Origin of the sequence: Microtetraspora glauca (assembly GCF_040656155.1) — a bacterium.
Classification (GTDB): domain Bacteria; phylum Actinomycetota; class Actinomycetes; order Streptosporangiales; family Streptosporangiaceae; genus Microtetraspora; species Microtetraspora glauca.
The window spans coordinates 383108-403382 of record NZ_JBFALK010000001.1 but is presented as its reverse complement, the minus strand read 5'-3'; the positions used below and the strand labels follow the sequence as shown (position 1 = coordinate 403382).

Below are 20275 nucleotides of genomic sequence, written 5' to 3'. Positions count from 1 at the left end.
GACAATGCAGTGCTTTGCCGATAGAACCAAGACGTGACTACCGGCGTCGCGGACAACGGCACCCCTGTCGCGGAGGTGTCGCCGAACGAGGTTCCCGAGTTCTCCCAGGCGGCCGCGAAGCTGACGCGTGGCCGCAACCGCGGCGCCGAACGAGGTTTCCGCCGATATCTCGACCGGGCCCCCGCGGAAGCCTGCCTGTCCGTGGCCGCGCTGTTCGCCGCCGAGGGCGACCACACCCGGGCTCTGCGCGTACTCGACCGGCTGCTCGGAGCGGACCCGGCGCACGCGAAAGCGCTGGCGTTACGGATCGACTACCTGGCCGCTGCCTCCCGCCCGTACAGCGCCTACGCCGCCGCGCGTGACGCCGCGCGCCGCAGGCCGGACGACGCGCGGTTCCACCTTCTCCAGGCGCGTTGCGCGGAAGCGCTCGGGCTGCGTACCGATGCACTGGCCGCCGCCGAACGCGGGCTGGAGTTGGCCCCCGACGACCAGGATCTGCGGCAGCGCAAGCTCGTGAACCTACTCGACCTGCGCCGGATCGATGCGGCCGCCCGCGTCACATCGGCGCAGCCGAGCCACGAACTCGCCGAGATCTACGACAGCTACCTGTATCCCGCACAGGCGCTGGCGATCCTCGGAGAGGCGGAGGACGTCGCCTCCGTACGCGCCCGAACGAAGATCCTTTCCTCGGAGGGTCGCAGGACCGAAGCCGTGAAGGAGGCACGGGCCGCCGCCGACCGCGACCCGGCCGACCCCGATCTGCGCCTCGTGCTGATCGACGTGCTGACGTGGTGCGACATGGACGAGGAGGCGCTGAGTGAGGCGCACCGCATCCTCACCGTGCACCCGGAGAACGAGGAGGCGCTCTCGGTACGCGATGCCGCGTTGCAGAAGCTCGGCCGGACCACCGCTCCGCCGGCCGACGGCTGGGACCGGTTCGTGAGCCCGGCATCCCCCTCGCCTCCACCGGAGATCCGAGCGGGAGACGGAAGAATCCGCCGATTACTCTCCCGCTGGTCTGACCGGTGGTCCGGCAGTCCGGCCAGGCGGAGCGCCGGCCTGTGGCGAGCTCATACTCCGATCTTCCAGCTGGTCGCCGCGTGGTGTGTCCTCCGGGCGGACCCCGACAACGCGGACGCCCGCGAGGTCCAGGTCTCCGCGCTGCTGCGGCTGCGGTTGCGCCGTCGCGCGCTACGGGCCGCGTATCTCGCCAGCCACCCCGGTCTGCTACTCGACGTGGCGGACGCGTTCACGAGCCGAAACGAGGCGGCCGCGATACGCGTGCTCGCGAGGATGCCTCGGTTCGTGCCCGAGCCGCCGGACCTGACCAAGAGGCGTGTCCAGGTCCTGGGCAGGCTCACCCGGCACGGCGAGGCGGAAAGGGTGGTCTCCGCACTGGTCGCCGAGTCGCCCGGCGACCCCGAAGCCCTGCTCACCGCGGCCTCCGCGGTGTCCGGCTGGGACAACGACGACCTCGCCGCCCGCTACGCCAGGGAGGCCGTCGCCCTGGATCCGTCGTATCCTGCGGCGCACCGGGCTCTCATCCGCTACCTGATCTGGGCGCACCGGCCGGACGAGGCCCTGGAAGCGTCCCGTGCCGCCATCATGGCGGCGCCGGAGAGCGTCGATTTGTGGGGCCAGTTACTCCAGTCGGTCCCGGACGCCGAAGCCGCAGAGGTGATCGAGGACGCGCTGTCCGCGTTCCCTGCCGAGCGGCACGTCGAGGTCCTGACCGCGATGTCGGGTGAGCTGACCAGTGACGTACGCGCGTACGAGTGCCTGACCCGCGCACTCGCCCTTGATGCCGGCGACCACGAGGCGATCATCGCGATGGCGCGCCTGCTCGGCTCCCTGGGAGCGTACGTGGAGGCGCGCCGGCTCCTGAGCGACCGGACCTCGGTCCATGCGTACGAAGAGATCGCCGACCTCCTCGTACGCATGGACCTGAGGGAACTCGCGCGCGAGCTGCGGGACCCCGCTCCCTCGTGGCATCCGCTCGCGCCGGTGCGCAGGGCCCGGCGGGCGATCGAGGCCGATGTCCTGCTCTCGTTCGGATACGGGGTCGAGGAGGCCTCCCACGCTCTCGACGGGATGACGGGGTTCGCGCACACCGTGGCACGGGGTCTCGTCGAGCCCCACGTTCTCGCCCTGGCCTGGCAGGTGGCGCTCACCGAGCGCGCGGAGACCTTCGTGCGCCGGGGCGCCGCGATACTCGGTGCCGTCGCGGCGTGGCTGGCCATAAGGTCCGGCACTCCGGCGATGTGGCCGTGGTCGTGGCCGGGCGACGCGGTCGCGCTGGTGACGATCGTGGTGGTCGCGGGCTTCGCCGCCCACATCCCGATTCGCCGCCTCACGAACCGGATCGCGCGCGGTGTCATGTACACCGGGGCCGTGGAGAGTGTCGCGGTGCTCGCCCCCGCCGCGCTTCTGCTGTATTCGACGCTCGGTCCGGCGACGTCCCTACTGGGTTTGTCGTTGCTGGCGGCCGAGGTGATCCTCCTCGCCCGTGCTGGAGCCGTCCTCGCCCTGAGACTCGGGCGCAATCTGCTCATGAGCAGAACCCGCCGCCGCAATCCCCGCGCGGAGATCCTCGCCCAACTCCTGTACGCCCTCAACACGATGCGCGCCGGACACGGCTACGAGGAACGGTGGCGATGCGCGGGCGGAATCGACATGGCCGCGATCAAACTGGAGAGCGCCCTCGCCAGGACGTTGCCCACCGGCGATCCGATCACCGCGGAATGGCAGGCGCGCGTGACCAGGGAGGCCGCCTACGCCCTGCGTGTCCTGAAGCGTCGGCTGCTCAGCGGCCAAGGGTCGGCAGAACACGTGAGGACCGAGTTGGGTGCGGCCGCGGTCGCCGTCGCCTCGGGCGAGTACGGGAGACTGCGCCGGATGCCGCCTCCGCCGAAGCCGGGGCGGCGTGGGTGGCGGGACTACGTCCTGCCCGTCTCCCGCGCCGTCGTCGTGATGGGCCTGCCGGTTCTGGTTGTCGTCGCCCTCCACCCCTTCATGGGCCTGACCGGGGACGCGTACCGCACCGCTCTTTGGGTGACCATCGCCTGGGCGGCCCTCTATCTTCTGCTCGCGCTCGATCCCGCTCTCCGAGAGAAGATCGAAACAGCCCGCAGCATTTTGAGTACCTCCGGCGCTCCCCCGAAGTTGGATCCCAAGAGCCAGGCCGGTGAACACAAGACCGACTGACCGGAGCAGAAGAACCGGCATTACCGAGGCCTGCCACACCGATCCGACCGGAGATTCCCCAGCTGATCGTCGACGAATTCGTGCGGATATGCTGGCCGCGTCGGGAAGGTCGGCGCCTGGCATTCTTTCCCCCCTTCGCCGGCCACAAGGAGCGACTGATGGCACTCTCGGTGGCCGCCCGTTGGTCGGGAGCAGTTCTCGCCGTTCTCCTGGTGAGCGGTTGTTCGTCACCTCAGTTGGGCGATCGTGGCGGGCAGGAGGAAGCGGCTCCTGACAAGATCAGCGACGTCGACTACGTCGAGGTCTTCCGCAACGTCGACAATTTCCCCAACATCGCTCGCATCTGCATCGAAGGCGTGGCCTTCGCCAGCACGTCGAGCGGGATACGCGGTGAGAACGGTGTCGCCAATCCAGCGCTGCTGCGCGTCCCGGAGTGGGACGCCAAATGCACGAGTCACGCGAAGCCCGGACAAGGACCCACGGTGACTTCCACACCGTCGCCCGGCTGACGCGTGCACGTCAGGCACACCGGCGGCCCGTTATGGTGTCCGGACGACGTGAGGACGGCGACGCGTCCATCACTCGTGGGCCGCGAGCGTACGAACGGCTCTCGATGAGAACGGGAGCCGGAATGACCCGGTGGCGTTCTCGGGTCTCGCGTTCGCCGAGAAGAACGAACTGATCGCCACCCGCCGATACGTCGCAGGTTACGAGATGTGACCATGACGCTCGCGCCCCGTGTCGAAAAAGGTGTCGAGATACTCCTCCGGGTCGAGATCACTGTCTCGCAGGAGGGAGAAGATTTCCGTTCCCGAGCCGATCGTTTCATTGTCCAGGTAATACGCCTGCGCCAGGCCAAGATATTCGAACGGACGGTCGTCGACATATTCTTCGGCCTCACGCTCCGCCATGGCCATGGCCTCGTCGAACGAATCGGCCCTCCACAGGGTGAGGCGTTCCTCGTAGGTATCGTACGGCTGACGCCACCTGAAGATGCAGCGGACCGCATACCAACCCGTTTCGGGCGTCTCGTTCATGACGCAAGAATGCCAGACGCTGCCATCCACCTCAACGGAGGTTGACGCACCCGTCGCCGCCGTCATTGTTTTCCCGGCCAATATATGCGCGCACTGACCTGTCCGGTCGAATTCTTGTCCGCCCATTTGGCAGGAACTTCACCACTGCTCGTTACGATGGTGGCCGCCGAGTAGTAGCCCGCCCGAGGCGGATTCTCCGCGAACGGCCCGCATCTCTGATATCCGTCGCCGAGCTTGATGAGGCACTTGTGCGGCTCCCCCTTCGCGTTCTCCGCGTCCCTCCACCACGCCCACACGACGACTTCATTGGGATCATCCGGACTACCCGGTTCGACGTCGACATAGATCTCGAGGCTGTCGCCTTCCCTGCGAATGCAGGGGTTCACGAGCGCCCCTTCGATCAAAAGGTTGTCCCTGCCTCGGCATGCCGTCGGGGTGCCCGGTTTCGGATTCCCCGGAGCGGCGGAAGGAGTATCCGCTCCCTCCCCGGAAGGCCGCCCTTTGCCACCGGCACACTCGTCGACGACACGGCAGTAGACATCGACCGCCATCGTGCGGATTCCGAAGACGTCGTTGAACAGCGCCAACACGCCGATTATCACGCTCAGGGTGGTCGCGGTGGGCAACCATCTCCGGCGACGGCGAACCGCTTCCCGATTACCCACTCCCTGCCCTCCGCGAATCTCCGCAATATGCTTCGCTCACGTACGGAACGGGTACAAGTCAGAGGAAGTTCCCGGTTCGTTCAGCAGCGGCTCCGTCTGGGCGAAGCCCCGGAGCGAGACGCCGCATTATTGCGATACGGGCTTACCGAAAATACATAACGCCGCTCGTGTTCCTCGTTGTAAGTCAGCGGCCAGAACCGGCTTCTTACGAAACCATGACACCGCGTCCGCCCCTCTGGCCGGACGCGGCGGGGACGGAGACCGTCTAGGCGATGGAGCCGCTCCAGCGGTTGGCGGCGTCCCGGTAGACCGCCGGCGGCCGGGCCCTCATGACTTCTCGTCACACCCCCTACGCCGGGCCTGGCGCTGGCCTCTCGAACCGTCACGCTCGATCCATCAGGGACGACACCGCACGATCCGTCTCTTTGTCGTTACGATGCGAGAAAGCTTCAGATTGCGAGGTAAGAGTGTCGGTCGGACAGAGTTCGCAGAGGCCGAGGCGAGACCTACGGCTGTACGGGTGGATGCTCGTGCTGGCGGCGGTGGTCCTTCTCGCGGATCAGTCCTCCAAGTTCTGGGCGACCTCGGCGCTCTCGGACGGCGAGCGGATCACGGTCATCCCGAACCTGATCCGGCTGCAACTGCTGTACAACCCCGGTGCCGCGTTCTCGATCGGCGTGGGCGCGACGTGGGTGTTCGCCCTGGCGGCGGCTGTCGCGGTCGTCGGTTTGCTGTACGTCGGGCGGCGGCTGCGCTCGCCCGCCTGGACCGTCGTGCTGGGCGCGCTGCTGGGTGGCGCCACGTCCCACCTGCTTGACCGCCTCTTTCGCGCACCCGGCTTCGCCCAGGGGCATGTCGTCGACTTCATCGACTACGGCGGCCTGTTCATCGGCAACGTCGCCGATATCGCTCTCACCGGGAGTTGCGTCCTGCTCGTGCTGCTCAGCCTGCGTGGCGTCCCCCTTGGGGATGCCACCGACAATGCGCATCCTGGCTCATAGCCGGACGCTCCATGCCGTCGTCGTGAGCAGGTCCGGACTCGCCAGGGCAAGGGGGTCTTCGACGTACTCCCCTATAGCGGGCACAATGCCACTGACGGCCACTTCATCCCCTTTGTATTGAACTGAGGGAAATGGAAGGGAGTGGGCCGGCGTCTAGATCGCCGCGCACCATCTCCTTGAACGTCAATCCTCTCCTTCCACGATTGGGTCACCGGCCAGGTTCTTCCGTCTCAATACGACATCGCGCACTACTGCGTACCATTTTCCTATGCTTGCAGAAATCGTGATTTTTGCAGTGGTACTGGGCGTACCCGCGGCGTTCGTGTGCGGTTCCGTATTTTTCGCGGCGAGCTCAGCCCCTCGTGGCCGATACGGCCACATGCGTGGACATCACCTGGTCTTGGGGGCGGCCCTGTCAGCGGCCGGCATCCTGGTGACGGCGCTCACGGCGTGGTCCACGCATGAAGACCAGCACTATGACGACTTCGGGTCAGCGATGACCCTTCTGGCAGGCATGATGGGCGGAGCGCTGTTGATCCTCGGATCAGGCCCCTTAACCCCATGGCTGCTGGGAGTGCTCGGTCGAAACACCGTACGACTGCCGTCAGCATTTCGGCTGGCAGCCCGTCATATGGCCGACAAACGCGCCCGAACCGCACCTGCAGTGGCGACGACAATGAGTACGACCGCCGTCGCAATCGCGGTGATGATCACCTCGGTTGCCGTGGCGGCGCAGAACAGGGCGAACTATCAACCCGAGGCCCGGTACGGCGCGCTCGTCGTGGAGGGGTTCTCCGCAGACCAGGCGGCCGCTGTGCGGGCGGCCATCCAGCACGAATTATCCGGCTTATCCGGTGCGTCCATCGCACAGAACAATGGTCAACGTGAGCCCGGCTACCTCGATGTGGGGACTTCCGAATATGCCATGTGGATGGAGGCCCACATCGGCGACCAGGCACTGCTCCGCTACCTCACCGGAGATCCGTCGACTCCCTACGACGAGGGCACAGCCGTGGTGGTCACAGCAGATGACGAAGAAGCCGACTCGGCGCGGATCACGTACAGCTTCGCCGGAACCGATCCCTCGCCATCCGTCAAAACCATCCCGGCGATCACCGTCAGACCCACCGATCCGCGGGTGGGCGGAGTCTTCATCCCCGCGAAGGTCGTGCAGGATCTCGGATTCCACCTGGAGCCGACGCAGTTGATCATTGACCCTTCGTTTCATCGAACCTCGGCGATCGAGCAGGAGCGGCTCGACCGCCGGCTGGGCGACACCGCCGTCACCTACCTTGAGCGGGGATTCCAGGCTCCGCCAGGCTGGCTGTACTTCGTCGCGGTGATGGTCCTCATCGCCCTCGCCGGCGCACTGACCACGATCCGCTCAGCCGGTTCGGGGCGTGTCCTGCTGCGGGTCGGCGGCGGATCGACCGCGACCCTACGGTTCTTCGTCGCCTGCCGAGCGGCCTTCAGCGCGGCCTGCGGAACGGCGACGGGCGCATTTGCCGGGTGTGTCATCGGCCTGCTCCTGGTGTGGCCCATGACCACCTCGATCGACTGGGACCCGGCCCCACGAGTTCCCTTCGAGACTCCGTGGGCGTCGATCGCCGCTCTGGTCGCCGGACTTCCCGTACTGGCCGCGCCGATCGCGGCCCTCGCCGGCCCCGGTTGGCTCACCCGGTCGGACCTCACGTCGACGCCCTCGGCTTCTGCCAGGCCGCGGTCGGCTCCGCCGACGTAGAGGGCGTTGCGGGCTGTCGAGTGCCTTTCCTCGCGCAGGTACGCCGCTCGACCCGGTTGACTTCCCTCCGCGAGCGCACGATCGGCTCATACATCGAGCTGAGATCGAGATATGTGTTCCCAAACGGACTGTCCAGAGCGTCGGCGCCGTAGAGTCGCACTTTTCTCACGTAAACGATCAAGTGGCGTCAATTCACCACGAAAGTCGTAGCTTAGTACTTATACTTCGCCTTATGGATCGCAGTGGCGCCAGCCGGGGGCGGCGCTCTCGAGACGGGGCACTTTCCCGCGAACCCAGCCTTCACCAACTGCGGTTGTTTTTGGTACTGGCCGAAGAACTCCATTTCGGCCGTGCGGCCCAGCGTCTGTTTCTGACACAGCCGGCGCTGAGCCAACAGATCCGGGCACTGGAGGACCGGCTGGATATCAGCCTGGTGCAGCGCTCCTCCCGTCGTGTGGATCTCACCGCCGCCGGCCGGGCTCTGGTATCCGAAGCGCGTGGCGTCGTGGCGGCCATGGACCGCTTTCGAAAGATGGCCGCCACCCGCGCTCGGCAAGTGCGGGGCCACCTGAGGATCGGCGCCATAGGCGGTGAGGCATTCATGCCTTACGTGAACGCCATCCTCACCGAACTCTCCGCCCGGCACCCTGGTATCACCGTGGAGATCCGCTCCCTGGACTTCGTCGAGCAAACCTACGTCCTGCACCACAGAGAGGTCGACGCCGCGTTCCTCCGGCCCCCTCTGCCGCCCGGGGTGCGGAGCCTGCACCTGGCGACAGGGCCCCGCGTCGCCTGTCTGCCCGCCGACGACCCGCTGGTGGCTCAGGCGCCGTTGACCTTGGCCCAGTTGTCCGACCACGTGGTGGTCGATGTCCCGATCCCGGAATTGCGGGAGTGGTGGGACTACTGGACGGTCAACCCCCGCCCCGACGGCAGGCCCGTACGCTACGGCCCCGTGGCCGGGGACATGGACGCGCTGCTGTCGGCCGTCGCCCGCGGTCAAGCCATCGCCTTCCTGCCCGCCGAGGCTCGCCACGACTACAGCCGCCGTGGTGTCGCGTACGTCGATGTCACGGATCTGCCCCTCTCCACGTCGGCCCTGGTCTGGCTCACCGACCATGACCACCCCCCTGTCGCCGCTCTGCTTCAAGCGGCACGCGCCGCGATACAGCGCGACTGAAAGACCTCGACGTCACACATGCGGCCGAAGGCGGCTCCTGACGAAACACCGTTGGCTCCCCTGGGTCGTCTCGGGCGGTGGCGCTGCTCGGCGCTCAGCGGCTTCAACATCACCCCGACGGCATGGTGGCCAGCGAGGATGCACGTGGGCACGTTTCCTCGGGTGCCGCACTCCCGCGCCAACATTTGCATTCATAACGAATAGCTTATCGATCTCACCATCTTACTTATGGCCGGAATTCTGGCACCTTTCGTAAGGGCGTGAGATTGTTCCGACAGGGCACCCGATGACGGGTTTACCAACGGAATCAAGTCGGGGAAGGAGAATATTGCTCAGCGAACTCGCCACTTTCGTCATCGCGGTTTTCCCGCCGTACTTCCAACGGCCCTTTCGCCCGTACCCGCCTCTGCGAACACCGGCGAAACCGTTCCCCAGGGCCACATCGCCCGATTACGAAGTCGCGTACACCATCGAGAACGAGGAGATTCATGTCCAGGTCGAGAGTCATGGCTGGTCTGCTGGCCGGCGTCGTCACCGTGGTCGTCGCTGCCACCGGCACGGGCCAGGCGATGGCCACGTCCGCCCCGGGACAGGAGCCGGTCTCCTCGCACGGCCTTGACGCAGCGGATGAGGCGTTGCTCCACCGGCCCGCCCGCTCGGACGAAGAATTGCGCAGGCAGATCGCGCTGCAGCTGAAGATCGCCCCCGGGGGCCGGCAAACCGCTCGCAATGAGGTTACATATGGCGATGGAACGTTCGTCGTCACCTACGCCCTTCCCCAGCAAGATGCCTCGACGGTGAGTCCGCTATCAGCAGCGGCCGTGGCCGACTGTCCGTCCGGCTGGTTCTGCTTCTACGACGGGGACAACTACGTATATCCCCGAGGGAAACTCAGTGACCGCGGCTGGCAGGACCTCGCTACATATGGCTGGAGCGACCGTATAAATTCGGTCCACAACAACACAAACACATTGGTGCAATTCATCCAGCACTTGGACTACGGCGATCCCGCGAACGGTCACAGCTATGACTACAACATCTTCGGGGTTTCGGCTGGAAGTCAGATTTCCCATGTGAGCCCTTCCAACGCGGCGGACCACGTGTACCGGTACTGATCGCTCGGCGGCGCACCGGCGCACGCGGGTCGACGTCACAGGGCCAGGCGGCCACACGCAAACCACGCCACGTGTCCGGCGGCCTGGTCGGCGCTGCGGCGGGCACGGGGGGCGGCCTGCCGGCAGGAATTCCGCAGTAGCGGGGGTGACCGGTCGACGCCGCAGTGCCGGCACGAGCACCTCCGTGATCGCTCCGGCCACGCCCTCACCCGGGCGTGGCCGGTTCTCGCCTTCTGATTGCAGGTTCGTGAGCGCTAAGCGGTTCTGCCAAAGCAGCCAGCGATGCGCTCATCGTCGGCTGTGGATCCGGAAGACCGGATACCGGCGCGCGATCTCCTCGAACTCCGACAGCGGTGCCCGCCGGTCGACGGGGATGTGGGGCCGCGCGCCAGGAGCGACGGCGAGATAGCGACGGAGCACGGGGGCTCGTCGCTCCACCGGAATCTCTTCCAGCGTGACCTCCTCGCGGCCACGCCGGTGCAGGATGGCGTGTCCATCTGCGGCGCGGACGTTGCGCACCCAGTTCGCATTCGGTCCGAGCATCGACACCAGGAAGCGCTCCCCGTTATGGTCCGCGACGGCGACCGGCACCGATATCGGCCGTCCTGTGCTCCTCCCGGCCACCTCCAAGGTGACCGCGTTTCGCGGGAAGAAGACTCCCGATGCGTACAGCAGCGCGTCAACGCGGTTCATCGCCCGCATGAACGCCCCCGGCCGACCACCTTCGTACAGCTTGCGCTTGAGCCCACCGAAGTACCCGGCCAACGACTGGATGATCCGGTTCATTGCGACCCTCGGGGAGCGGTCGCGGTGAGCGATTCCCTTGCGATGACGTCCTGGTTCAGCCGACGATCCACCGCATGCGGCGGTCGCCCGTCTCTTGCTTTGACGGCGACGGGCTGCCGGTTCAGCCGGCACAACAGCCGATATCTCGGAAGGGTCATGACTCCGGGTTTCTGCGAGCGCCGTTCGCGGGTGGGCCTGAGGTCACGCATTCGGTCACGCCTGCGATGTCGGCTGCGATCTCCTCCACAGCAGCGCGACCGCCAGGAGTCCTGCCAGGCACGGCAGCATCCCGACCCAACCGAGCAATGGCGGCAGGCCGGTGTCCCCAGAGGTGTCCCTCACGAGCAGGTCGAACAGGGCGATGCCCAGGCCGAGCGCGAACACGAGGGTCACGACGCCGCGGGCCCACCGCTTGCCCGTCCTGGCCGCCCAGATGGCGCAGAACCAACAAATGATGCCGAGTGCCCCGACAACTGACAGGCAGACAAGCCACGTCATGACGGCGGTGTCGATGCGCCCCTGCGGGAAGGTGGGATAGCCGGCCCGGATGTGGCCGGCCAGCACGTTGCCGGTGGCGAGGTCGATCCACGGGACGATCATCGCGACGACGGTGAGCCCGAGGCCCGCGTACATCGCGCCGATGGCTGATTGCGCATGTCGGGTCTTTGTCATCGAACTGTCTCCTTCGAAGTCGACCGCATATGCCGGGCGAATCTCGCGAAATCAGGTGCTCGCGCCGTCGCTCTGCCCGTGACGGTGGACTGGTCAGGCGCAGGATCGTTGATGTGATACCTACACCGTAAGTATTACCTACGGTGGAGAATATAGACCTACGATGTAGGTTGAGCAAGGCGCGGAGAGGGTGACGAGTGGCGAAACGTACGCAGGGCAAACCGGTCGGACTGAGCCGCCAGCGGATTGCCGCCGCGGCAGTGGATCTCGTCGATCGCCAGGGTCTGGAATCATTCGGGGTGCGGCGCCTGGCGTCCGAGCTCGGCGTCGATCCGATGTCGATCTACAACCACATCAAGGGCAAGGCCGCACTGCTGGACGCCGTCTCCGAAGCCGTCCTGACAGAGGTCTCGGCCACCTCCGCGCAGTGGCCGGACGACTGGACGGCCATCGCGCGCACGATGGCCCGTGGATATCGGGACATGGCGATGCGCCATCCCCGAATCTTTCCGTTGCTGGCGACCCGAGCGCAGACCTCAGCGGTGGCCCTGGAGACGCTCGAGCGGCTGACTGCGGCGATGCGTCGCGCCGGGATCCCCGACCAGACGATCGCGGACACCCCCCTGGTTCTCTTTGGATTCCTCAACGGGTACCTGCTCGCCACCGTGAGCGCGGATCCCGGTGGGACCGGTGACCCCGCAACGGGCGCGGCCCCACCGGCGTTCGATCCGACCCTGTATCCGACCCTGTCCGCCCTGGCTCCCCTGCAAGCGGGGTTCGGTGGTGAGGCCGAGTTCGAGCGGATGCTGGAAACGGTCGTGGTCGGCATCGCCGAGGGTGCGACCAGGCCGCAGGCGGCGCGTTCAGGGCGAGGGTCCCGGGGCGCCACGGCCGCAAGGCCTACAAGCGACGGAACAGTGATCGTTTAGCGTCGGATCAGGAAACAGCGAACCCCGCCTCCCAAGAGTGAGAGGCGGGGTTTCCGCACTTCAAGGGGTTACTTCAAGAGCTGGCGGGCCATGACCATGCGCTGGATCTGGTTGGTGCCCTCATAGATCTGGGTGTTCTCCGATGCGCTCTTGGGCCACCTGCGATAGCTGCTGGATCGTGCCGTTGACCAGGGCATACGCTTGCCGGGACCTTCCATCGGTTGCCGCCGGTTTTGATGCTCCCACGGAACAGTCCAAGACCAGGAGGTGTCCGGCGACGCTGCCCAGCAAGGGTTCTCGCCTCATCACTGTGAGTGATGTGGCTTACCGCGCGCCCGCACCCGACCGCTTGACATTGGGCGACCGGCCTGGCATCTCTTCTGGTCGCCGACGGACAGTTGGCCGTCCGGCACCAGCTCTCAAGGCGATGATCCTAGATCACCCGGCCAGATCGCCAGCCGCTTCGTCTGCCCTGTCTCCATGGTCATTCCGTGTGTCAGACTGTGGTAACCCGATCCCCCTGCGAGGCTCTGTGAAAGAGATCGTCATTGCGTTGATCGCGTTATTCGGCACACTGGCCGCCGCTGGAATCGGCCTTCTCTCAACGCGCAGGAGCTACAAGCTGGAGCGGGAGAAGCTGGCGCTCAATACCCCTGCGGCTGCCAGGGTCGTTCCGCCAGGACGCGCCAAGCGACTGCGGGCCGCTCGCGGCCGGGTAGACGGATTGCGCAAGCGCATTATCGACGACCTCGGCAGCTTCAGAATCCTGACGATATCGAAGCCGCTGAAGCTGGAGAAGATCTATATCCAGGTCCGCGTGCACGAGCAGGAAGCGCTGCGCTACGAGCGGGATGACGAACTCAACAAGGCCGCCAAGGGCGATCCAGCGGATCTCATGCGTCTCACCATGGCACGCCGCCAACAGCGTTCCGGCGAGGTCATGTCCCCCGAGGAGGCGCTTGACAAGTACCGCCGTGTTGTGGTGCTCGGCGACCCGGGAGCGGGGAAAACGACGATGCTCCGCCATCTGGCGCTGCTGGCCGCTCGCGAAGACCTCAGGATCGAGGACAGCCTGCCAATCTTCGTGGAACTCCGGCACGCCGCGGGGACGGCCGAACCCAACATTCTCTCCTACGCAGCCAAGCTCTGGCATGACCAGTACGACTTCGCCAACGCGGCCGAGTTCCTCGACGCCGAACTGGCCGCCGGGCGCGGGATCCTTCTGCTCGACGGCCTCGACGAGGTGCAGAGCGGGCCCGACGCCGAGACAGCCCAACAAGGCCACGATCGCATCGTGACCGAGATCGACAGGCTTGCCAGCCGCTATCCCGAAGCGCTCATCGCCGTCACCTGCCGCAAGGCGAGCTGGCGCGGGCAGTTGGCCAGGTTCCGCACGCTAGACGTCCTGGACTTCAACTTCGAACAGATTGACGAGTTCATCGGCAACTGGTTCGACAGCGACGAGCAGCGGGCCGAGGGACTGCGCGCGGCGCTGGCCGTCAACACCCGCATCCTCACGCTCAGCGCCAATCCGCTCCTGTTGTCCCTCATCGCGATCGTCTATGCCAGCGAGCTGGAGCTTCCCGAGAGGCGCGCCGAGCTCTACAAGCGCACGGTATCCGTGCTTCTCAACGAGTGGGACAGCCGCCGCGGTATCAAACGCTTCTCCCGCTTCACCAGCGATCGGAAGCGTGACCTGCTGACCGAGGTCGCGTGGTACTTCCATCAACGCGGTCTCGCTTACTTCGCCAAGGATGAGCTACTCGAGGTCATAGCGGACTTCCTGCCATCGATCGGCCTGCGCCGGGATGACGCCAAGGGCATCCTGGAAGAGATCGTCACCCAGTACGGCCTGCTCAGAGAGCAAGCCCACGACGTGTACGGGTTTCTGCATCTCACACTCCAGGAGTTCTTCGCCGCCGAGGCCATCGCCGAGGCCGGGCCTTCCACTCTTCAGGAGGTCGCCACCCGCCGCCATGACCCGTGGTGGGAGGAGGTCATCCTTCTCCTCGCCGGCAGGCTGAGGGATGCCTCCCCACTCCTGCTCGCCATCCTCGGCCGCGGTGCCACTGAAACCCTGCCCCCGGTGGGCCAACCCCTGGCCGCCGACGACGACCTGCTCCACGGCGACGTGTTCGCGTCAGGTCATTGCCTGATCGGCAACCCTCGGGTACGGCTGGCCGGACTGCGCGAGCGCATTATCGTCGAGCTGCGCGAGCTGTACGTTTCCTCCCCGTACCAGACGGTGTACCGCGAGGCCGCCAATCTGCTCGTCGAGATCGGCGGCGATGCGATGCTCGGCGAATTGACGCTTCTCATGACCGACGCCTCTCTCGATTCGGAGCGGCGGATTACCCTGCTCCAGGCGGTGACGTCGTCGAGTTTCGCGGACGTCAAAGTGCTGTCAGATCTCCTGCCTCAACTCGATGAGGGCGACGACGAGTTGGTCACCACTGTCGTGGATCACCTCGCCGGTCAGGACAGCGCGAATGCGGTGCCCATCCTTCTGGCTCGGCTGAGAAAGATGACCGCGTCCATCGATAGCGTCGGCTATGGGATTAGGGCCATCGCCGACGCCCTGCGCAAGGCGGGAGACACCGCCGCCATTCCTGAGCTTCGCGAGGCGCTGGACGCGGCACTAGCCGACGAGTACTACAACGCGGCGTCCGCACCGCTCTTCGAAGCTCTCGTCGCACTCGGCGACGTGCGCCTTGATGAGGTGGTTCCCCTGCTCCGCGAGGAATCCAAACTCCTGGACTCCACCATCGTCGACGCGATCGCCGAACTGAACGAGCAGGGCTCGGTGTCCCTGCTGGTGGCGGCAATGCTCGATCCCCGAACGCGCTCCGACATCGTCGATAACATCGCTCACCATCTACGGGAGAAACCGGGGGGCCTACCCGTCGAGGTGATGATTGAAGCGGCCCGCGACGAACGATTTGATTGGCCCGTCCGGTGGCATGTCCTGACGGTGCTCCGAAACTCGAGAGAGACCTCGGAACGCCAGATCAGAGAACTCCATGTGGATCTCAAAGTCGACTGGCGCGTTCGGCTCGCCGCCACCGCGCTGCTGGCCTGCTGGGGAGACAGGGAGGCCTTCGATCGGCTTCGCCGATCGATGAACGACGAGGCCGTTCTCCTCGATTTCCGAGTTTCCCGCTCACGATTCGGCTATCTGCGGTACGCCGGCGACCCCGATTGGTTGATCGACCAAGCATTTGCCGAGTTCGCAGAGGAATCCGAGGTCCTCCTAGAAATGGACGAACAGCTCAGCGCGGAGTTCGCCAGGAAGGCCACGGGAGACGGTGATGATTCACCACTCGAGGTGTCCGCGTCGGCGCGAAAGCTGATCGACAGGGCGTCGCCCCGCGGCTCTGAGGGGATCTCTCGCCAGTTGCTCGCACTTCTCGAGACAACACCACTAGATGGCGAATGGCCCGTGCTCAGCATGATCTGGGACCTCTCCCGGGTGATGCCCAGCTCGCTGGCCTTGGAGACGTTACGCAGACTGTCACCACTCGGATTCCCGGACGCTGCGGGCGAGGACCTCGCGAGCCTCGCCGCTCGCATCGCCTCTGTCATCGAGCCTGACAGTATCGAGTTGGCCAGGGAGCTATTCGCGATCTACCTTGCTCCACCGCGCGGATGGCAGGGAGTCGATTTGTTCGATGCGCTGGCAATCACGTCGGAGCGGACGCAGATCAGGTTCTTCGCCGATGGGCGAGTCGAGCTACCAGAGGCGGCCCACACAGAACAATGATCGTTTAGAGCTCCATTCAGCCCCGGCGGACCCCGCCTCCCGAATACGGGAAGCGGGGTTTCTGCACGTCAATGCCTACTTGAGGAGCTGGCGGGCCATGACCATGCGCTGGATCTGGGTGGTGCCCTCGTAGATCTGGGTGATCTCCGATACGCTCGGTGGCCACCTGCGGAAACCCGTCGATCAGGAGCCTGAGCAGGGATTACTGTTGCGACTGGCTCTCGTCGCTTCTCGCTGTTCTCGGCCATCCCACGGAACAGCAACGGAACAGCGCAGGAGGCTGGTCATGACGATCCCGAAGAAATATTCGCGGCTCATCACCGTCAATGGCACCTTATTCCGCTGGCGCATTCGCCATAAGGCCCTACGTACTGCTAGGGGAAGCTGGGCCTGATGACGTTCGCGGTGGGACTGGCTGGCGCTCCGGTTCGCGCATCCGTCATTGGAATCGCGGTGTGCTGCTGGTAGCTGGCAGCGCCGACAACGGCATCGACTTCCATGAAATCCGCATGTAGAGGACGCTGACTTATCGGCCTATGCGTTGAACCCGAAATAGTAGGGCGATCCTTTGGGGTAGTCGATGGCTTCAAGAAACACAGCCTCGGCATCTTGCAGCACAGACAGGTACGGCTCGAGATCCTCATCTTGATTTGCCGCGGCGAAAATCATGTCAGTCCACCTGTCCAGCCGCTTGGACCACACACTTAGGTGTTCGGGAACCCATAGAACCCAGATCGAATCGAGCCCGTCGTAACTCCCCATGTCTGGCGGGTCGCGGTGACGGTGCAGACCTTCCCGTACGCACTCGACCTCTGAAGTGTCGTGGCCCGAATCTTAGATCGTTCCTTTTGCTGGTTGCACGTGAAGGGAGAAGGGGCCGACGAGAAGTGGGGCCAGGACTGGGGGCCGACGCCCGCGTCGTCGGCGAGGAACAACCCGCTGTAGACGAGCACGCCGATGTCATTCTTCGCTTGGGCGAACAGACGTCCCCCATGCGTCCCTGGGTACGGCCCAGCGGTGGGGGTAGACGGTGACGATCTCGCTCTCGGATGCTGAGGCGACCTGCTCGCGCGTAGCGCCTCGGGCCAGAGGTAGCTCTCATCCATTCCCAGGTGTACGGCGACGGCTTACCTGTGCTTTCGGTACGGTGCGCGGCCTTTGGCGATCCACCGCTCGACCGTCTTGGGATCCACTTCGATGGCGGTCGCCAGATCGGCGATACTCACCCCACGTTCCAGAAGTGCCGCGCGTAACCGCTCGTTCGCCATCTCACCTGCCACGTTCGAGGACGTCCAGGGACCTGGCAATCGTAGACGGGACGTCTTGAACATGTCCCGTCGTGTAGTGATCTCGTCCTGCGCCCTTTCGCCGCAATCTCGGTGTCACAACGCAGCACCGCCGCGACGAAAGGAGACGTGATCATGACAAACACCACGATCAACCCGCCCGAGGAGAACCCCGGCCTGCGCGGCCCCTATGCGCCCCACGAACTTCGTCGTACTGACGTGGGAGCATGACTTCATGGCGACATCGAAACAGCCGGTGACGGTCCCGACGGACGCCAGCGTCGACGACTTCCTGGCCGCAGTCCCCGACGAACGCCGGCGGGCCGACGCGGAGCGCCTCTGCACGATTCTGCGCGAGGTGACCGGCGAGCCCGCGGTGATGTGGGGCCCGAGCATCGTCGGCTTCGGCAGCTACCGCTACACCTACGAGAGCGGGCACACGGGCGACTGGCCCCTGGCTGCCTTCTCGCCGCGCAAGCAGCAGCTCGTCGTCTACCTGGTGGGCGGGTTCGAGGAGCGGCACGCATCGGTGCTCGCCCGGCTCGGTCCACACAAAACCGGAAAGGGATGCCTCTACCTGAAACGGCTCGACGAGGTCGACGAGAGCGCGCTGCGCGAGCTCATCGACCGCACGGTGCGGGTGCATAAGGGCGTCGACCGGGCCAGCCAACGCTGACGATAACGGGGAGCCCATAACACGTTGCGCCTCCACATGATGTCCGGCTCCCACGACCGCGCCCGGAAGGCCATCGATGACCGTCTGTTCCGGCCGCGCGGCGTGTCTCACGGAACAGGGACGGAACAGTGATCGTTTAGGGCTCCCTCCCAGAGACAGCGAACCCCGCCTCCTTCACCACAGGAGACGGGGTTTCTGCACGTCAGGGGTTACTTCAAGAGCTGGCGGGCCATGACCATGCGCTGGATCTGGTTGGTGCCCTCGTAGATCTGGGTGATCTTGGCGTCGCGCATCATGCGCTCGACCGGGTACTCGCGCGTGTAGCCGTAGCCGCCGAGAAGCTGGACGGCGTCAGTGGTGATCTCCATGGCGGCGTCGGAGGCGGCGCACTTGGCCGCGCTGGAGAAGAACGTCAGGTCCTTGACCGGCGTGCCGTGCATGGCGAGCTCGGACTTCGCGGCGGCGGCGTAGGTGAGCTGCCTGGCGGCCTCCAGCTTCATCGCCATGTCGGCGATCATGAACTGGAGCCCCTGGAACTCGGCGATCGGCTTGCCGAACTGCTTGCGCTCCTTGACGTACCCGATGGCGTAGTCGAGCGCGCCCTGCGCGATGCCGAGCGCCTGGGCGGCGATCGTGACGCGGGTGTGGTCGAGGGTGGCGAGCGCGGTCTTGAAACCGGTGCCGGGCGCGCCGATCATGCGGGACTCGGGGATCCGCACGTTCTCCAGGATGACCTGCCGGGTGGGCGAGCCCTTGATGCCGAGTTTCTTCTCCTTGGCGCCGAAGGACACCCCCTCGTCGGCCTTCTCGACCACGAACGCGGAGATGCCGCGCGCGCCGGCCGACGGGTCCGTCACGGCCATGACCGTGTAGTACTCCGACACCCCGGCGTTGGTGATCCACATCTTGGTGCCGTTGAGCACGTAGTGGTCGCCGTCCTTGACCGCGCGGGTCTTCATGGCGGCCGCGTCGGAGCCGGCCTCGGGCTCGCTCAGCGCGTACGAGAACATCGCCTCGCCGCGGGCGACGGGCGGGAGGTAACGCCGCTTGAGCTCGTCGGACGCGGACAGCAGCAGCGGGACCGTGCCCAGCTTGTTGACGGCGGGGATGAGCGAGGACGAGGCACAGGCGCGCGCCACCTCCTCGATCACGATGACGGCGGCGAGCGCGTCGGCCCCGGCCCCGCCGTACTCCTCGGGAACGTGCACGGCATGGAATTCGGCGGCGACGAGGTCCTTGTAGACCTCCCACGGGAACTCCTCGTTCTCGTCCGCCTCCGCGGCACGCGGCGCGATCTTCTCGTCGGCGAGGGCCCGGATGGCCTCGCGGAGCATCTGGTGCTCCTCAGATGGCTGGTACAGCTCCGCGTCCACGGTTTATCCTCCTTTGTGGCATCTTGTGCATCACTATAAGACACTGAGTGCCAACCGAGAAGGCGCTCTTACCCGAAAGGACGGGTCACGCGTGCCGGTTCGACGTGACGTACGGCGAAGCTTGACCGCCGCCGCCCTCGACCTGTTCCTCGCCCAGGGCTTCGACGAGACGACGGTGGACCAGATCGCCGAGGCCGCGGGTGTGGCGAGGCGCACCTTCTTCCGGCACTTCCGGGTGAAGGAAGACGCCATCTTCCCCGACCACGACGCCATGCTGCGGGAGATCGTCGCGCATCTGGAGGCGGCGTCCCCGCTGGTCCCACCGCTGACGACCGTCACGGAGGCGGCGCTGATGGTCGTCGACACCTACGCCGAGGATCCGGAGACGTCGGTCAAGCGCTACGAGCTGACCCGGCGCGTCTCGTCCCTGAGGGAACACGAGATCGCGGCGACCAGCCGCTACCAGCGGGCCTTCGCGGCCTTCCTCAACGAGCGCGACGGCGCCGAGGAGCCCCGGCGGCTGCGCCACGAGGTGATCGCGGCGGCCATCGTGACCACCCACAACCACGTGCTGCGCGGCTGGCTTCGCGGCGGCGGGACGGGCGACGTGCGAACCCGGACCGCCGAGGCGCTGTCCGGCGTCCTGGCAGGCCTGGAACCCTGGCTGGACGATCACGATCGACCCGCGGACAACCAGGACGAGGTGCTGATCGTGGTGACCCGCCGCCGCACGCCCCTGTGGAAGATCGCCCAGGAGATCGAGTCCGCCAGGTGACCTCCAGATGTCCTTACAGGAAAGGGATTGTGGACATCAGGTGCGCCTACCAGCGGTCCGACCGTTGTTTGGTGA

Annotated in this window: 16 protein-coding genes; 10 read left to right on the top strand and 6 right to left on the bottom strand. The window is 65.8% G+C overall.

Annotated elements, in window-relative coordinates; translation table 11 throughout:
* Positions 1-33: 33 nt before the first annotated feature.
* Both AB0I59_RS01920 and AB0I59_RS01915 read left to right on the top strand, forming a co-directional pair.
* Positions 34-3204: a hypothetical protein gene (locus AB0I59_RS01920; RefSeq protein WP_358129069.1), complete on the top strand. Its 3171-nt coding sequence runs from the start codon at positions 34-36 to the stop codon at positions 3202-3204.
* A 158-nt stretch (positions 3205-3362) separates the two neighbouring features.
* Positions 3363-3713, top strand: a complete 351-nt coding sequence (locus tag AB0I59_RS01915) for a hypothetical protein (protein ID WP_061253413.1) — start codon at positions 3363-3365, stop codon at positions 3711-3713.
* Between the two features lie 198 nt (positions 3714-3911).
* Here AB0I59_RS01915 and AB0I59_RS01910 read toward each other — a convergent pair whose 3' ends face one another.
* Both AB0I59_RS01910 and AB0I59_RS01905 read right to left on the bottom strand, forming a co-directional pair.
* Positions 3912-4241, bottom strand: coding sequence for a hypothetical protein (locus AB0I59_RS01910; RefSeq protein ID WP_358129066.1), 330 nt, complete (start codon positions 4239-4241; stop codon positions 3912-3914).
* A 62-nt stretch (positions 4242-4303) separates the two neighbouring features.
* Complete coding sequence (locus AB0I59_RS01905) at positions 4304-4828, bottom strand: hypothetical protein (protein ID WP_358129064.1); 525 nt, start codon at positions 4826-4828, stop codon at positions 4304-4306.
* A gap of 602 nt (positions 4829-5430) precedes the next feature.
* Between AB0I59_RS01905 and AB0I59_RS01900 the strand changes: the two genes are divergently transcribed.
* From AB0I59_RS01900 to AB0I59_RS01885, 4 genes are all read left to right on the top strand, one after another.
* The gene (locus AB0I59_RS01900) at positions 5431-5907 is read left to right on the top strand and encodes a signal peptidase II (RefSeq protein WP_061253412.1); all 477 of its coding nucleotides are present in this window, start codon (positions 5431-5433) and stop codon (positions 5905-5907) included.
* A gap of 268 nt (positions 5908-6175) precedes the next feature.
* The gene (locus AB0I59_RS01895; protein WP_358129062.1) at positions 6176-7648 is read left to right on the top strand and encodes a hypothetical protein; all 1473 of its coding nucleotides are present in this window, start codon (positions 6176-6178) and stop codon (positions 7646-7648) included.
* Positions 7649-7880: 232 nt separating this feature from the next.
* Entirely contained in the window at positions 7881-8828 is a 948-nt protein-coding gene (locus tag AB0I59_RS01890) for a LysR family transcriptional regulator (protein WP_061253410.1), read from the top strand.
* Positions 8829-9334: 506 nt separating this feature from the next.
* Entirely contained in the window at positions 9335-9943 is a 609-nt protein-coding gene (locus tag AB0I59_RS01885) for a peptidase inhibitor family I36 protein (RefSeq protein WP_358129059.1), read from the top strand.
* A 288-nt stretch (positions 9944-10231) separates the two neighbouring features.
* Here AB0I59_RS01885 and AB0I59_RS01880 read toward each other — a convergent pair whose 3' ends face one another.
* Together AB0I59_RS01880 and AB0I59_RS01875 are read right to left on the bottom strand one after the other, a co-directional pair.
* Positions 10232-10729 (bottom strand): nitroreductase/quinone reductase family protein, encoded by a 498-nt coding sequence (locus AB0I59_RS01880; RefSeq protein ID WP_061253408.1) that lies wholly within the window; start codon positions 10727-10729, stop codon positions 10232-10234.
* Positions 10730-10942: 213 nt separating this feature from the next.
* Positions 10943-11401: a hypothetical protein gene (locus AB0I59_RS01875; protein WP_358129056.1), complete on the bottom strand. Its 459-nt coding sequence runs from the start codon at positions 11399-11401 to the stop codon at positions 10943-10945.
* Positions 11402-11598: 197 nt separating this feature from the next.
* Between AB0I59_RS01875 and AB0I59_RS01870 the strand changes: the two genes are divergently transcribed.
* Entirely contained in the window at positions 11599-12330 is a 732-nt protein-coding gene (locus tag AB0I59_RS01870; protein WP_358129053.1) for a TetR/AcrR family transcriptional regulator, read from the top strand.
* A gap of 532 nt (positions 12331-12862) precedes the next feature.
* On the top strand, positions 12863-16090 hold the full coding sequence (locus AB0I59_RS01865) for an NACHT domain-containing protein (RefSeq protein ID WP_358129050.1): 3228 nt from the start codon (positions 12863-12865) through the stop codon (positions 16088-16090).
* Between the two features lie 534 nt (positions 16091-16624).
* On the opposite strand, the gene AB0I59_RS01860 is transcribed toward AB0I59_RS01865, so the two are convergent.
* Positions 16625-16759, bottom strand: a complete 135-nt coding sequence (locus AB0I59_RS01860; protein WP_358129047.1) for a hypothetical protein — start codon at positions 16757-16759, stop codon at positions 16625-16627.
* An 852-nt stretch (positions 16760-17611) separates the two neighbouring features.
* Between AB0I59_RS01860 and AB0I59_RS01855 the strand changes: the two genes are divergently transcribed.
* Entirely contained in the window at positions 17612-18052 is a 441-nt protein-coding gene (locus AB0I59_RS01855; RefSeq protein WP_358129044.1) for a DUF1801 domain-containing protein, read from the top strand.
* A gap of 209 nt (positions 18053-18261) precedes the next feature.
* Here AB0I59_RS01855 and AB0I59_RS01850 read toward each other — a convergent pair whose 3' ends face one another.
* A complete protein-coding gene (locus tag AB0I59_RS01850; protein WP_308066797.1) occupies positions 18262-19425 on the bottom strand; it encodes an acyl-CoA dehydrogenase family protein in 1164 nt (387 codons plus the stop codon).
* Between the two features lie 91 nt (positions 19426-19516).
* Between AB0I59_RS01850 and AB0I59_RS01845 the strand changes: the two genes are divergently transcribed.
* Entirely contained in the window at positions 19517-20200 is a 684-nt protein-coding gene (locus AB0I59_RS01845) for a TetR family transcriptional regulator (protein ID WP_358129041.1), read from the top strand.
* Positions 20201-20275 lie beyond the last annotated feature (75 nt).

What these genes read in the sequence shown, in the direction of transcription:
- AB0I59_RS01855 (WP_358129044.1), top strand. Translation starts at nt 17,612, where the DNA reads ATGGCGACATCGAAACAGCCGGTGACGGTCCCGACGGACGCCAGCGTC.
- AB0I59_RS01895 (WP_358129062.1), top strand. Translation starts at nt 6,176, where the DNA reads ATGCTTGCAGAAATCGTGATTTTTGCAGTGGTACTGGGCGTACCCGCG.
- AB0I59_RS01910 (WP_358129066.1), bottom strand. Translation starts at nt 4,241, where the DNA reads ATGAACGAGACGCCCGAAACGGGTTGGTATGCGGTCCGCTGCATCTTC.
- AB0I59_RS01900 (WP_061253412.1), top strand. Translation starts at nt 5,431, where the DNA reads ATGCTCGTGCTGGCGGCGGTGGTCCTTCTCGCGGATCAGTCCTCCAAG.
- AB0I59_RS01860 (WP_358129047.1), bottom strand. Translation starts at nt 16,759, where the DNA reads ATGATTTTCGCCGCGGCAAATCAAGATGAGGATCTCGAGCCGTACCTG.
- AB0I59_RS01875 (WP_358129056.1), bottom strand. Translation starts at nt 11,401, where the DNA reads ATGACAAAGACCCGACATGCGCAATCAGCCATCGGCGCGATGTACGCG.
- AB0I59_RS01890 (WP_061253410.1), top strand. Translation starts at nt 7,881, where the DNA reads ATGGATCGCAGTGGCGCCAGCCGGGGGCGGCGCTCTCGAGACGGGGCA.
- AB0I59_RS01885 (WP_358129059.1), top strand. Translation starts at nt 9,335, where the DNA reads ATGGCTGGTCTGCTGGCCGGCGTCGTCACCGTGGTCGTCGCTGCCACC.
- AB0I59_RS01915 (WP_061253413.1), top strand. Translation starts at nt 3,363, where the DNA reads ATGGCACTCTCGGTGGCCGCCCGTTGGTCGGGAGCAGTTCTCGCCGTT.
- AB0I59_RS01880 (WP_061253408.1), bottom strand. Translation starts at nt 10,729, where the DNA reads ATGAACCGGATCATCCAGTCGTTGGCCGGGTACTTCGGTGGGCTCAAG.